Source organism: Novosphingobium sp. FSW06-99 (assembly GCF_001519065.1).
GTDB lineage: Bacteria > Pseudomonadota > Alphaproteobacteria > Sphingomonadales > Sphingomonadaceae > Novosphingobium.
The window spans coordinates 111,736-125,169 of record NZ_KQ954255.1 but is presented as its reverse complement, the minus strand read 5'-3'; the positions used below and the strand labels follow the sequence as shown (position 1 = coordinate 125,169).

Annotated in this window: 12 protein-coding genes and 1 tRNA gene; 8 read left to right on the top strand and 5 right to left on the bottom strand. The window is 61.4% G+C overall.

Translation table 11 applies throughout. The features are described from left to right. Nucleotides 1–19 precede the first annotated feature (19 nt). A complete protein-coding gene (gene purL, locus AQZ49_RS09455; RefSeq protein ID WP_067615047.1) occupies nucleotides 20–2,212 on the top strand; it encodes a phosphoribosylformylglycinamidine synthase subunit PurL in 2,193 nt (730 codons plus the stop codon). A gap of 121 nt (nucleotides 2,213–2,333) precedes the next feature. Here the strand turns inward: purL and AQZ49_RS09450 are convergent, their stop codons facing one another. Next, the gene (locus AQZ49_RS09450) at nucleotides 2,334–3,164 is read right to left on the bottom strand and encodes a Coq4 family protein (protein ID WP_067615046.1); all 831 of its coding nucleotides are present in this window, start codon (nucleotides 3,162–3,164) and stop codon (nucleotides 2,334–2,336) included. Between the two features lie 56 nt (nucleotides 3,165–3,220). Continuing rightward, the gene (gene serB / locus AQZ49_RS09445) at nucleotides 3,221–4,105 is read right to left on the bottom strand and encodes a phosphoserine phosphatase SerB (protein ID WP_067615045.1); all 885 of its coding nucleotides are present in this window, start codon (nucleotides 4,103–4,105) and stop codon (nucleotides 3,221–3,223) included. Here serB and miaA point away from each other — a divergent pair. From miaA to AQZ49_RS22540, 6 genes are all read left to right on the top strand, one after another. Beyond that, complete coding sequence (miaA, locus tag AQZ49_RS09440) at nucleotides 4,098–5,039, top strand: tRNA (adenosine(37)-N6)-dimethylallyltransferase MiaA (protein WP_067615044.1); 942 nt, start codon at nucleotides 4,098–4,100, stop codon at nucleotides 5,037–5,039. The two genes, serB and miaA, sit on opposite strands and share 8 nt — an antisense overlap. 258 nt (nucleotides 5,040–5,297) lie before the next feature. Continuing rightward, a complete protein-coding gene (ilvB, locus tag AQZ49_RS09435) occupies nucleotides 5,298–7,046 on the top strand; it encodes a biosynthetic-type acetolactate synthase large subunit (protein WP_067615043.1) in 1,749 nt (582 codons plus the stop codon). 28 nt (nucleotides 7,047–7,074) lie between these two features. After that, nucleotides 7,075–7,593 carry an acetolactate synthase small subunit gene (gene ilvN / locus AQZ49_RS09430; protein WP_067615042.1) on the top strand — a complete coding sequence of 173 codons (519 nt, stop codon included), beginning with the start codon at nucleotides 7,075–7,077 and terminating at the stop codon, nucleotides 7,591–7,593. A 42-nt stretch (nucleotides 7,594–7,635) separates the two neighbouring features. Next, nucleotides 7,636–8,655, top strand: a complete 1,020-nt coding sequence (gene ilvC, locus AQZ49_RS09425; protein WP_067615041.1) for a ketol-acid reductoisomerase — start codon at nucleotides 7,636–7,638, stop codon at nucleotides 8,653–8,655. 146 nt (nucleotides 8,656–8,801) lie between these two features. Continuing rightward, a tRNA-Gly gene (locus AQZ49_RS22270) sits at nucleotides 8,802–8,871 on the top strand. A gap of 235 nt (nucleotides 8,872–9,106) precedes the next feature. Then, the gene (locus tag AQZ49_RS22540) at nucleotides 9,107–9,283 is read left to right on the top strand and encodes a hypothetical protein (protein ID WP_197410991.1); all 177 of its coding nucleotides are present in this window, start codon (nucleotides 9,107–9,109) and stop codon (nucleotides 9,281–9,283) included. Here AQZ49_RS22540 and AQZ49_RS22265 read toward each other — a convergent pair. Further along, on the bottom strand, nucleotides 9,280–9,459 hold the full coding sequence (locus tag AQZ49_RS22265) for a hypothetical protein (RefSeq protein ID WP_156428227.1): 180 nt from the start codon (nucleotides 9,457–9,459) through the stop codon (nucleotides 9,280–9,282). The genes AQZ49_RS22540 and AQZ49_RS22265 overlap by 4 nt on opposite strands. A gap of 175 nt (nucleotides 9,460–9,634) precedes the next feature. On the opposite strand from AQZ49_RS22265, the gene AQZ49_RS21800 reads away from it, so the two are divergent. Beyond that, the gene (locus AQZ49_RS21800) at nucleotides 9,635–10,378 is read left to right on the top strand and encodes a DUF3800 domain-containing protein (RefSeq protein ID WP_082701681.1); all 744 of its coding nucleotides are present in this window, start codon (nucleotides 9,635–9,637) and stop codon (nucleotides 10,376–10,378) included. A gap of 527 nt (nucleotides 10,379–10,905) precedes the next feature. Here the strand turns inward: AQZ49_RS21800 and AQZ49_RS09420 are convergent. Both AQZ49_RS09420 and AQZ49_RS09415 read right to left on the bottom strand, forming a co-directional pair. Further along, complete coding sequence (locus AQZ49_RS09420) at nucleotides 10,906–11,472, bottom strand: alpha/beta hydrolase (protein ID WP_197410990.1); 567 nt, start codon at nucleotides 11,470–11,472, stop codon at nucleotides 10,906–10,908. Nucleotides 11,473–11,658: 186 nt separating this feature from the next. Next, nucleotides 11,659–13,353 carry a porin gene (locus AQZ49_RS09415; protein ID WP_082701680.1) on the bottom strand — a complete coding sequence of 565 codons (1,695 nt, stop codon included), beginning with the start codon at nucleotides 13,351–13,353 and terminating at the stop codon, nucleotides 11,659–11,661. Nucleotides 13,354–13,434: the final 81 nt, after the last annotated feature.

The window sequence follows — 13,434 nt, the reverse complement described above, 5'->3', positions numbered from 1 at the left end:
GATGTTCTAGAGGCCGCGCATGTCTGCACAGATCACCCCCGAAACCGTCGCCGCCCACGGGTTTACCGAAGACGAATATGCCCGCGTGCTCCACGCGCTGGGGCGAGAGCCCAATGTGGTCGAGCTGGGCATCTTTTCGGTGATGTGGTCCGAACATTGTTCGTACAAATCGAGCCGGTTGCATCTGAAGAAATTGCCGACACAGGCCCCCTGGGTGATCTGCGGACCGGGCGAGAATGCCGGGGTGATCGACATCGGCGATGGCCAGGCGGCGATCTTCAAGATGGAGAGCCACAACCACCCCAGCTATATCGAGCCCTATCAGGGCGCGGCAACCGGGGTCGGCGGCATCTTGCGCGATGTGTTCACGATGGGCGCGCGCCCGGTGGCCAATCTCAACGCGCTGCGCTTTGGCCGCCCCGACCATCCCAAGATGAAGCATCTGGTGCAAGGCGTGGTCGCGGGTATCGGCGGCTATGGCAATTGCGTCGGCGTGCCGACGGTGGGCGGCGAAACCAATTTCCACCGCGCCTATGACGGCAACATCCTGGTCAACGCGATGACCGTGGGCGTCGCCGATACCGACAAGATCTTCTATTCGGCGGCGACGGGCCTTGGCAATTCGATCGTCTATGTCGGGTCGAAGACCGGGCGCGACGGTATCCACGGCGCGACAATGGCCAGCGCCGATTTCGACGACAAGAGCGACGAAAAGCGCCCAACCGTGCAAGTGGGCGATCCGTTCACCGAAAAGCTGCTGATCGAGGCCTGTCTGGAACTGATGGCGACCGATGCGATCGTCGCGATCCAGGACATGGGTGCGGCGGGGCTGACCAGCAGCTCGGTCGAAATGGCCAGCAAGGGCGGCGCGGGCATCCGGCTCGACATGAACAAAGTGCCCTGCCGCGAAGAGGGCATGACGCCCTATGAAATGATGCTGTCGGAAAGCCAGGAGCGCATGCTCATGGTGCTGAAGCCGGGCAAGGAGCCAATGGCGGAGGCGATTTTCCGCAAATGGGAACTCGATTTCGCGGTGATCGGCGAAGTGACCGACACCGGCCACATGGTGCTGGAATGGAACGGCGAAGTCGTCTGCGACATTCCGCTCGATCCGCTGGCCGACGAGGCACCGCTCTATGACCGCCAGCACTTGTCGCTGACCGACTACAAGGCCTGGGCGGCGGTGCCCGCGCTGGGCACCCTGCCCGCAAGCACCGATCTGGGCGCAGACCTGCTGACGCTGATCGGCTGCCCCGATCTGGCCAGCCGCGCCTGGATCTGGGAACAGTATGACAGCCAGGTCGGCGCCGACACCTTGCAGAAATCGGGCGGTGATGCCGCCGTGGTGCGCGTGCACGGCAGCGACAAGGCGCTGGCGATGTCGACCGATTGCACCCCGCGCTATTGCTATGCCGATCCCTATGAGGGCGGCAAGCAGGCGGTTGCCGAAACCTGGCGCAACATCTGCGCGGTGGGCGCAACCCCGCTGGCGATTACCAACTGCCTGAACTTTGCCAACCCGCAGCGCCCCGAAATCATGGCGCAGATCGTCGAGGCGCTGAACGGCATGGGCGATGCCTGCCGCGCGCTCGATTATCCGATCGTGTCGGGCAACGTGTCGCTCTACAACGAATCGAAGGCGACCGGCGGCGGCAGCGCGATCCTGCCCACCCCGGCGATCGGCGGGGTCGGGCTGATGCTCGACCATGCGACGATGGCCACCATCCGCTTCAAGGCGCCCGGCGAGGCGATCTGGCTGATCGGCGGACCCGCGCAAGGCGGGCATCTGGGCCAGTCGCTCTATCTGCGCGAAATCCACGGCGCCGAAGCGGGCGCCCCGCCGCCGGTCGATCTGGACGAAGAGCGCCGTAACGGCGAATTGGTGCGCGAACTGATCGCCGATGGCCGGGTCAGCGCAGTGCACGACGTGGCTGACGGCGGCCTGCTGGTCGCGCTGGCGGAAATGGCGATGGCCAGCGGCATCGGCTGCACCGTCGATGGTATCCTCGATGCCGCCACCGCGTTCGGCGAAGACCAGAGCCGCTATGTGGTCACCGCGCCCGCCGATGCCGATCTGTCGGCACCGGGCGTGACCGCGCGGCGGATCGGCACCACGGGCGGCGATGCGATAACGGGCACCGGCTTTGCCGTGACCATCACCGCACTGAGAGCGCGCAACACTGCGTTCTTCCGCGACTGGATGGAAGGCTGATGGTTGATTCGCCCCTCCCCTCAGGGGAGGGGTTGGGGAGGGGTGTCGCAAGGCCCGCGATCCGCGCATCGATCAGGCGGCACACACCCCCACCCAGCCCTCCCCCTTCAGGGGCAAGGGTTTACGCAGCTTGTGGCACGTCCTGCGGGGTGGCGGTGTTCCGGCCCAGCATGTCGTAGGGGTCGACGCCGATCGAGCGCCAGACCTGGTGTGCGCGGTGGTAATGGCGCGCCGGGGTAATGTTCAGGCGGCGGCGCACTTCATCGATCGGCAGCGGCAGCAAGTCGGTGATCGAAGTTTCGATCAGGCGCGGACAGGCCTTGCCCAGTTTCTGTCCTTCGCGAATCGCGTGCAGCACCGGCGCCTCGCTCTTGACGGTCTTTTTCATGTTCAGCCCGGCCATATAGCCGATGAACAGATGCGCCGGGCTTGGCTGCTGGCTGTAAGTAAAGGCCAGCACGCAGGCTTCGCCCAATCCGTCGCGGCCATAGCCGGTCAGTACGTGCAACAGATCATGCACATCGCGGCCCCGGTGCAAATACCACGCGAACTGGTCCTGGAAACGCGGCTTGCCGACCGCGAATTTCTCGAATTCGTCGACCAGTCCTTGCGCGCTCAACCCCTCGCGCTCCATGAAATCGCAATAGGCATGCGCCAGTGAACCCACAGGCGTGCGGCGCAGCGCGGCGTGATCATCGAGGATCGGCGGCAGATAGGGCTCCCGCGCGCGCAAGGCCTGCCCGCGCTCGCTCGACAGGAATTTCACCCCGGCGGCGGGAAACCCGCGCCACGGCAGCGCCTCGAAAATGCGGAACACTTCATCGGTCCGCTCTTTGTCCTTGAGCAGTTCGCGAAAATGGCGCCACGCCTTCAACGGGCGCGTGCGCAGCACCGGGCGCCGCTCGTCATAGATCGGCAGGTCGGCAGTTACCGAAAACGGGATCGCGTTCATTGTCGGTGTTATCCTCTTGTCTGCCAAGACATACTAACACCAGTGTAAATATCTCGTCAATCCATGACCCAGGCTTCGCGCGCGATGCCGTAAAGGTCCAGAATGGCAGTCAAATCCCCGCGATCGATGCGGCCATCGGCGGCTTCGCGCGCCTTTGGCTTGGCGCGAAAGGCAATCCCATGAGTCGCGGCACGAATCATCGCAATGTCGTTGGCGCCATCGCCGGTGGCCAGGCTGACCACGCCCTCACCCAGCCGTGCGGCTTCGTCTTCCAGCACCGCGCGCTTGACCGCGCTGTCGACGATCGGGCCGATCACCGCACCGGTCAGCACGCCACCCTCGACGCCCAGGCGGTTGCCGACCACCCGGTCAAAACCCAGTGCACTGGCCACCGTGTCGGCAAACTGGTGAAACCCGCCGGTCACCAGCACGGTGCGCGTGCCATGCGCCTTGAGCGTGCGCACCAGCGTGACCGCGCCATCCATCGGCCGGATCCGCTGATCGAGGCAATCGGCAATCGCGCTTTCCGGCAGCCCGGCCAGCAACGCCACGCGTTCATGCAGCGCGGCGGCAAAATCGAGTTCGCCGTGCATCGCGCGTTCGGTGATCGCCGCGATCTGCGCCTTCAACCCTGCGAAATCGGCCAGTTCGTCGATGCATTCCTGCCCGATCATGGTCGAATCCATGTCCGACACAAACACCTGCGGCAGCGTGATCGCGCCTTCGGCCAGCAGCAGGTCGGCATCGGGAAAATGACGGTCGAGTACGCCGCGCACCAGGGCGGCGTTGCCATCGACGATTTCCAGTTCGAGCACGTCGGGGTTCGAATCGAGCATGCCCGCGCCCAGCACTTCGGCGCCGCTCTCCTCGATTTCCTCCATGGCGACGGCAAGCCGGTCTCCAAGCGTCTCCGGGTCTGCTATCAGGCGGGCAATGAACACCGAAAACTCCTCGAACACACACAAGCCAAGGCTCGCGCTCATTGCAGGGCCGACCGCCAGCGGCAAGAGCGATCTTGCGGTGCGGCTGGCCCACCATGTCGGGCAGGCCGTCGTGATCAACGCCGACAGCGCGCAAGTCTATGCCGATCTGGCCATATTGAGCGCGCGGCCCGACGCCGCCGCGATGGCCGGGGTGCCGCATCGGCTGTTTGGTGCGTGGGACGGGGCGCGGGCCTGTTCCGCCGCCGACTGGGCCTGTGCCGCGCGCGCCGAGATCGACGCCGCGCATGCCGCAGGCGCGCTGCCGATCCTGGTCGGCGGCACCGGGCTTTATATCCGCACCCTGCTCGACGGGATCGCGCCCATTCCCGCGATCGACCCCGAGGTGCGCGCCGCCGTGCGCGCCATGCCGGTGGACCAGGCATGGGATGCGCTGACCCGCGAAGACCCGGAACGTGCGGCCCGTCTGGCCCCTGCCGACATGGCACGCATCGCCCGCGCGCTCGAAGTCGTGCGGTCAACCGGGCGCCCGCTGGCGGCGTGGCAGGATGCGCGCGAGGGCGGCATCGGCGATGCCGTGGCGGTGTCGGCCTGTGTGCTGATGCCCGATCGCGCCTGGCTCTACGAGCGCTGCGACCGGCGCTTTGCCATGATGTGGCAGGCGGGCGCGATCGATGAAGTGCGCGCCTTGCTGGCACGGCGACTCGACCCCGATCTGCCGGTGATGCGCGCGATCGGGGTGCGCGAAGTGACCGAATTCCTGTCCGGCGCCATCGACACGCCGACCGCGATCGCCACCGGCCAGCAGGCCACGCGCAACTATGCCAAGCGCCAATATACCTGGCTGCGGCACCAGATGCCGCCCGACTGGCCACGCATCGCGTACGAAAATTTCATCGAAAATCCCAACATAGCATCATTGTTTCAATTTTAGCCGCTTGACACGTATTATTGTATCAAGTAGCAGACCCTCACATGCCGGTGAGTCTCTGTTTCAAAGGGATTTGCCGGTGCCCGAAGTGGGAGAGACGGCCCGGTGCGCCTCGCAGTGTACCGGGCCGCATTATTTTGATCGCCCATAAATCCGCCTGATGCGGGTGTGTGAGCGATCACCACCATCGGTTTAAGGCTGTTGTTCATCGGCGGATGGGTCTATCGGGCCCCTTTTTCCGCCTTGTCGAGGACGTGAATTGTGAGCATCGAGCGCAGCGGCGCGGAGATCCTGGTCGAAAGTCTGGTCGCCAAGGGAGTCGAATTCGTGTTCGGCTATCCCGGCGGGGCAGTGCTGCCAATTTACGACGCGCTGTTCGGCGAAAACCGCATCCGCCACATTCTGGTCCGTCATGAGGCAGGCGCCGCCCATGCCGCCGAGGGCTATGCCCGCGCCACCGGCAAACCGGGCGTCGTGCTGGTCACCTCTGGCCCCGGCGCCACCAACGCGGTGACCGGCATTGCCGACGCGTTCATGGATTCGATCCCGATGGTGGTGATCACCGGGCAGGTTCCCACCGGCCTGATCGGCACCGACGCCTTTCAGGAGGCAGACACCGTCGGCATCACCCGCCACTGCACCAAGCACAACTATCTGGTCAAAGACGCCTCCGAACTCGCAGCGATCGTCGACGAGGCGTTCCATATCGCCACGGCCGGCCGCCCCGGCCCGGTGGTGATCGACATTCCCAAGGATGTGCAGATCAGTCTGGCGCACTGGACCGGCCGCGCGCCGCAACGCCGCACGCGCTATGCCCCGCAGACCAGCGCGCCTGCCGCCGACATCGCCGAAGCGGTGGCGATGATCGCCGCGGCCGAACGCCCGATCTTCTACACCGGCGGCGGCATCATCAACGCCGGGCCGATGGCCAGCCGCCTGCTGCGCGAATTGCAGGTGCTGACCGGCGCGCCCGTCACCTCGACGCTGATGGGCCTGGGCGCGTTTCCGGCGGCCGATCCGGCCTGGCTGGGTATGCTGGGCATGCATGGCACGTATGAAGCCAACATGGCGATGAACAAGGCCGATCTGATCATCGCGCTGGGCGCGCGCTTCGATGATCGCGTGACCGGGCGGCTCGATGCCTTTGCGCCCTATTCGCGCAAGATCCACGTCGATATCGATCGCGCCTCGATCAACAAGACCGTGCGCGTCGATCTGCCGATCATCGGCGATTGCGCCATCGTGCTCGAACAGATGATCGCCACCTGGCTGGCCGCCGGGCATGGCAAGGCCAACCTTGCCAACTGGTACGAACAGATCGCCGGCTGGCGCGCGCGCAACAGCCTGGCCTATCCCGATCGCGGCGCCGAGATCATGCCGCAAAAGGCGATCGAGCGCCTCTATGCGCTCACGCGCGATCGCGATCCGGTGATCAGCACCGAAGTCGGCCAGCACCAGATGTGGGCGGCGCAATATTTCCATTTCGACAGCCCCAACAAATGGCTCACCTCGGGCGGGCTGGGCACGATGGGCTATGGCCTGCCCGCCGCGATCGGCGCGCAGGCCGGGCTGCCCGATGCGCTGGTGATCGATATCGCGGGCGATGCCTCGATCCAGATGAACATCCAGGAACTGGGCACCGCCACGCAATACCGCCTGCCGGTCAAAGTCTTCGTGCTGAACAACGAATGGATGGGCATGGTCCGCCAGTGGCAGGAACTGACTTACGAAAGCCGTTATTCCAACAGCTATTCCGACAGCCTGCCCGATTTCGTCAAACTGGCCGAAGCCTACGGGTGGAAAGGCATCCGCATCACCAGCATGGATGACCTCGATGCCGGGATTCAGGCAATGATCGACCACCCCGGCCCGGTGTTCGTCGATTGCCTGGTGGTCAAGGAAGCCAATTGCTACCCGATGATCCCCTCGGGCGCGGCGCATACCGACATGATCCTCTATGGCGATGAAGTTGCCGGAACGATGGATGACGCCGCCAAGGCGCTCGTTTGACCTGCCAGGGCCTGAAAGAACGCACACCATGAACACCGAGACCGCCGAGGCGCAGGAACGCCACGTCCTGACCATCACCGTCGACAACGAAGCCGGGATTCTGGCCAAGATTGCCGGGCTGTTCACCGCGCGCGGCTATAACATCGACAGCCTGACCGTGGCCGATATCACCGACAACCACGAAGTCAGCCGGATCACCATCGTCACCCACGGCCCGCCCTCGATCATCGACCAGATCCGCGCGCAGCTCGAACGGCTGGTGCCGGTGCACAAAGTCGTCGATCTGACCGAGCTGGGCCCTTACATCGAACGCGAACTGGCGCTGATCAAAGTGGCCGGAACCGGCAATTTCCGTGTCGAGGCGCTGCGCGTGGCCGACATCTTCCGCGCCAAGGTGGTCGACACCACGACGTCGAGCTTTGTCTTCGAACTGACCGGTTCGCCCGACAAGATCGACACGTTCGTCGCGCTGATGAAGGAACTCGGCCTCGTCGAAGTCGGCCGCACCGGCGTCGTCGGCATGGTGCGTGGCAACCAGGCTGCCTGAATTTTCCCCGATCAACACACCAATTGCAGAAACGGAACTGATATGAAGGTCTATTACGACGCCGACGCCGATCTCAACCTGATCATCGACAAGAAGATCGCTGTGCTCGGCTATGGCAGCCAGGGCCACGCCCACGCGCAGAACTTGCGCGATTCCGGCGTCAAGAATGTTGCCATCGCCCTGCGCCCCGGCTCGGCCAGCGCCAAGAAGGCCGAAGGTGCCGGCTTCAAGGTGCTGCCCAACGCCGAAGCCGCCGCCTGGGCCGATATCCTGATGATCCTCGCCCCCGACGAACACCAGGCCGCCATCTATGCCGACGACATCCACGCCAATTTGCGCCCCGGCGCCGCGCTGGCCTTTGCCCACGGCCTCAACATCCACTTCGGCCTGATCGAAGCCCGCGCCGATGTCGATGTTATCATGATCGCCCCCAAAGGCCCCGGCCACACCGTGCGCGGCGAATATGTCAAAGGCGGCGGCGTGCCCTGCCTGATCGCCGTGGCCCAGGATGCCACCGGCAACGCCCACGACATCGCCCTCGCCTATGCCTCGGGCGTCGGTGGCGGTCGTTCGGGCGTCATCGAAACCAATTTCAAGGAAGAATGCGAAACCGACCTGTTCGGCGAACAGGCCGTGCTGTGCGGTGGCCTGACCCATCTGATCCAGGCCGGATTCGAAACCCTGGTCGAGGCCGGCTACGCCCCCGAAATGGCCTATTTCGAATGCCTCCACGAAGTGAAGCTGATCGTTGACCTGATGTACGAAGGCGGCATCGCCAACATGCGCTATTCGATCAGCAACACCGCCGAATACGGCGACATCACCACCGGCCCGCGCATCATCACCCCCGAAACCAAGGCCGAAATGAAGCGCGTCCTCGCCGACATCCAGGCCGGCCGCTTCGTCAAGAACTTCGTCCTCGACAACCGCGCAGGCCAGCCCGAACTGAAGGCGGCCCGCAAAGCCGCCGCCGCCCACCCCATCGAACAAACCGGCGCCGCCCTGCGCGCCATGATGCCCTGGATCGGCGCGAACAAACTGGTCGACACGACCAAGAACTGATCGCCCTTTTCCGGCACGACAACGGGGGGCTGGCTTGCGGGCTGGCCCCTTTGGTGTTTGTGGCGGGTTTTTAGGGACGGTTAAATACGTTGCAAACACGCCTTGAAATCAGGCAGTTTATAGTTACCTTCGTTCACCCTAAGTGTGGCCCCGCTGACGGATCAGCCTCGGGAATGCCAATCTCGAGCGTGTGGGTTCGAATCCCACCGGGGGCCGGGCGAATGGCTCCCGTAGATAGGATGCTTCAGTCGGACTCGACTCGGGAACGTATTGGTAACAAAGTAGCCGTCATCGATTACCGCGAGCCGAGGTAAAAATGCCAAGCACAAACTACCGAACTATTTTGTCTGCAATGAGAAATGGGCAACAGGTCCATTGTCTTTACCAAGGGCGGCACAGAGAGTGCTGCCCGCACACTATCGGCTACAAGCATGGGCGCGAAAGAGTTCTTATGTTCCAGTTCGGCGGCCAAAGTTCAAAAGGTCTGCCTCTCGGGGGAGAATGGCGTTGTATGTCTATTGATGAGATCACGCAGGTCACGGTTATTGATGGGCCTTGGCATTCACAAAACTCCCACATCAAACCGCAAACCTGCATTGATCAGGTTGAGTACGAAGTGATCGCCTAGCTATCGTATTCCCATTGTGCGTATTCACGCGCCCGTTCCTCTGAACGAGGCCCGGCGAAGATTGCTTGCTCGATCGAACCATCAGTGTCGATGGCTTCGACATTCCAAACATCCTGTACACCTTGGCGCAGTGCGATGTTAACTTCGAATGTAGTGGAATTTGCTAGCGTTGCCATAGCGTACCCCTTCATTTTTAAAACTGTTTCGCAAGATGGTCATTCCGGTTTGGCCTTGGCGACCTTCTTCAGCCGCTCATAAAAGCGCGCTTCATCCCCATCCGCATCAAGAGAGCGCGTGCTTCTTTAGATTTGCTGGATTGACACGATGGCTTGTTAGATTCAGTCATTGGCGATGCCCGGTTTTTGCCCCCCACAAGAATACGTCTTTTTTGCCGACGAATCCGGCATCTCAAAAGATCGTTTCACTGTAGTAGGCGGTTTTTGTGTTCGACGCGCAATGATACCACAAATTCATGCAAGCATCGAGGCATACCGAGAACGCCTAAACATGCGAGCTGAGTTGAAATGGACAAGAATATCGAATCAAAAAATTGAAGAATATAAAGCACTTGTTGATTTGTTTTTCGCTTTAAACAACGCAAATCAGGTGCATTTTCATTGCCTTGTATTTGACAGCCATCAAGCAAACCATAAAAAATACAACAATGGCGACAGAGATGTTGGCCTATCCAAGCTTTACTACCAGCTAATAGTCCACAAATTCGCTAAACTGTATCCCACCGATCAAGGCATGTGCGTCTGCTTGGATCACCGAAACAGCAGCACATCACTTAATGATATGCGAGAAATGATAAATAATGCCCTAGCTAGAGATCATGAAATAAACCACAGGCCGCTGAAACAGTTAGTTTCTCAAGATTCATGCGAAGATGATCTCTTGCAACTAAACGACGTTATTCTTGGCGCAATATGCCATATTCGCAATGGCAAACACCTTCTGGCCGAAACCCGAGCAGCAAAACGCGAAATCTCTCAACTTGTTCTGGAAAAAAGCGGCTTACAGACGTTCGACCGCAACAGTCCACGAAACATACACAGGTTTAGTGTCTGGAATTTTCGTGCAGGACCGAGGTGAGTTGCGAGGCCCTAGGCACCTATGGCTTGCTGGCGATAAACACCCACCAAACCCCGGATAAACCTTCTCCTGACATCATCAGGATTTTCAGCGCCGAATGACCCCGCAGAACCACATATAGGTTTGATTCGTGGAAAAGTCAACCACCCTCTTGACAGAATGGAGAATTTATGAATCGACGCGAAACTTAATGAGAGCTGTTCTTAAACCGCAAAATCGCGGAGTGCGTCAAGCACGTGTCAAGGTGAAATTTTTGCAACTACCCAAGTTATCCACAGAAGCTTAAGAAACAATCCGTTCACAACCTCCATTGATAAGGCTCTTCGGAGTTCCTGGAACAGGAGTTCCGAGGACAATATACGGAATGAACGAGGTCGTCCGTTGCTGGACCGCACTCACTGGCCGACTCCCGAGGGCAAATAGAGCGCGAAGCAGCATTCCGCCAAGTCTCCATCCGCGCCCACGCCCAAACAAACGGGCTCCAAGGGCAATGGCCCTTGGCCGCCGGAGGCCACTTCCCCCTTCCCTCACCCCATCGCCCCAAACGCCTCCCGCAATTCGCGCACGAATACTTGCGGTTGTTCCCAGGCCGCGAAGTGGCCGCCTTGGTCGAGGTCGTGCCAGTGGACCAGGTTGGTGCAGTGGCGTTCGACCCATTTGCGCGGGGCGGGCAGGATTTCCTTGGGGAAGGCGCTGCACGCCACGGGCATGGTGATGTCGGAGGGGGCGAAGCTGCCAAAGCTTTCCCAGTAGAGGCGGGCGGACGAGGCGCCGGTGGCGGTCAGCCAATAGAGCGTCAGGTTGTCGAGGATCGCTGTGCGGCTCAGCGCGTCTTCGGGGTGGCCGTTGTTGTCGGTCCAGGACCACATCTTTTCGTAGATCCAGGCGGCCAGGCCGACGGGCGAATCGACCAGGGCACAGCCGATGGTTTGCGGGCGGGTGCGTTGCTGGGTGGAATAGCCGGAATCCCATTGCTGATAGTGTTGCAGCGCGGCCAGCGCGCGTTGTTCGGCGGGGCCGGGGTTGATCAGGTCTTCGGCGGTTGGGCGGGCGATCGGCATGTTGAGGTGGACGAGTAGTTTCCGAAAGGTCATCGCGACAAGAACGCCGGGGAGCGCGGTTGGCAGTGCGCCTATTTGAAATCGACGGCCATCTCCGAGATAGTCAACGAATTGACGACCCTGCCCCCAAATCTCCTGATCCCGCCGATCATGGTATCCAATTGCCGTTGGTGGCATCTGGCATTGAAACCGAATTGGGCATCTCGGTAATCGGCCATCTCAGAACTGGTATCTCACCCCGGTTGATACCGCTTGCGGTCGGTTCCCTGCCCAGCAATGCGGATCGGATGTTTGATCGCCCGTCGCGTCGCTGGCGTCGTGGCAGTCGATGGTGACCGCCCGGCCACCCGCGCCAAGGGCGAAGTGCGCATAAGGCCCATTGAACACTTTGGCCCAGTCCACATAGGCCGACAGCCCGCCGCCAAAATCGATCTTGTAGGCAACTGTGGCCATGTTCGCCGCATTGTCCACATTGGCACCTCCCACGCCGTCGCCCGGGCTGCCCAGCGGCGGCAGGACGATCGAGGTGTTGTGCTGGCCAGGATCGCCCGGCGTACGACCGGCATGCGCCCAACCGAAGGCCAGCAAACCGTTCGAGGAAACCTTCTGCGTCGCCGACAGCCAAAAGCCGATACGCTGGCGCTCGTTCTGAAATTCCAGGAACGCGGGAATATAGCGATGCAACCGCTCATAGATCCCGCTGACCGTGGTTCCGGTCGGCAGGACAAATTGCGCACCGATCTTGGCGGCATCTTCATCAGCGGTGTCTGCTGCCATGTACGCGGCAGGCGGGTTGGCATATTCCCCGGTCAGATCGCTCGACCGGTTGACCTTGCTGTGGCGTTCATAGGCAACGACCAGATAGAGTGGCCCATGGGCATAGGCCAGGCTTGTGCTTATCGCATCGCTGAAGGCACCGTCATTGCACGCAAAAGGCAATGAGCCGCCACTGCCCGGAATATTACCCCCTGTGCAATCCGATTCCCCACCGGCAATGTTGTCGCTGTTCGATGATCGATTTTGACCAGGCGAATAGAGCACGTTCCACTTGATGCCATGGATATCGGGCGTTTCGTACCATATCGAATGGTCAAGGCGCGTTCCGAACTCGACGCGATTGTCGCCCCCGGTGTTGCCCATGATCGACGCGTAGTCGCCCCACATTCCGATGAACGGATTCATCCGCGCGGTCGATTGCTTGTAGGGCGCGTCCGTCTTGCCGACAGACAACGATCCAAACTGTGGCGCGGCAAACCCGACAAAGCTGTTGCGCGAGGTCAACCCGCCTTTGACCACATTGCTTGCACTGCTGTTGGTTTCGCCAGTGCCCGAGGTTGCAGAGATATCGATCTGCGTTTCAAGCTGGTAGATGAACCGCAAGCCGTGGCTGCCGATCGCCTGAAATCCGCGAATGCCGACATAGGACATGTTGGTGGAAATGTCCGGCTGCCAACCGAGCGAGCCGATCGGCGTTTCGCCGTCCGGTGCGGACATACCGCGCATGCCTTTGGTGGCACCATCGAACGAGACGTCGAACAGACCATAGGCGGTCACTTCGCCGCCACGGGTCAGGAATGTCGCAGGTCCGCCGGGCTTGCGCTCGAAGAAGCGTCCACCGGCGTCGTGCAACCTTGGCGTCAGGTCGGCCGATGCCGCCTGTGCGGTCGGCACCGATGCCGAGGCGCTCTGAACTTTGGCAAGGGCATGGTTCAAGGTGTCGATCTGCGCCTGAAGCGCCGCGATCTGATCCTGAAATACCTTGATCTGGGCACTATCGATCTCTCCGGCATGCGCTGCCGATGCATCGACCGTGGCGATCATCGCCGTGGTGGCCAATGCCAGCGCCTTCAATCCAGAACAGCGTCGGTTGCAATCCTGCAACCACCTGCTGGCGCCTTGAAGTTTCCCTGCCATACCACCGATCCCCTGCCACCCATGGCTAATGCAAAAGCCAAGGGGGCGATCTGTGCGGCAGTCATGGTAAAAAGTGCGCAA

Coding starts and splice junctions, on each gene's coding strand:
- purL (WP_067615047.1), top strand. CDS start 20: ATGTCTGCACAGATCACCCCCGAAACCGTCGCCGCCCACGGGTTTACC.
- AQZ49_RS09450 (WP_067615046.1), bottom strand. CDS start 3,164: ATGAACGCGATCCCGTTTTCGGTAACTGCCGACCTGCCGATCTATGAC.
- miaA (WP_067615044.1), top strand. CDS start 4,098: ATGAACACCGAAAACTCCTCGAACACACACAAGCCAAGGCTCGCGCTC.
- ilvN (WP_067615042.1), top strand. CDS start 7,075: ATGAACACCGAGACCGCCGAGGCGCAGGAACGCCACGTCCTGACCATC.
- ilvC (WP_067615041.1), top strand. CDS start 7,636: ATGAAGGTCTATTACGACGCCGACGCCGATCTCAACCTGATCATCGAC.
- AQZ49_RS22540 (WP_197410991.1), top strand. CDS start 9,107: ATGTTCCAGTTCGGCGGCCAAAGTTCAAAAGGTCTGCCTCTCGGGGGA.
- AQZ49_RS22265 (WP_156428227.1), bottom strand. CDS start 9,459: ATGGCAACGCTAGCAAATTCCACTACATTCGAAGTTAACATCGCACTG.
- AQZ49_RS21800 (WP_082701681.1), top strand. CDS start 9,635: ATGCCCGGTTTTTGCCCCCCACAAGAATACGTCTTTTTTGCCGACGAA.
- AQZ49_RS09420 (WP_197410990.1), bottom strand. CDS start 11,472: ATGACCTTTCGGAAACTACTCGTCCACCTCAACATGCCGATCGCCCGC.
- AQZ49_RS09415 (WP_082701680.1), bottom strand. CDS start 13,353: ATGGCAGGGAAACTTCAAGGCGCCAGCAGGTGGTTGCAGGATTGCAAC.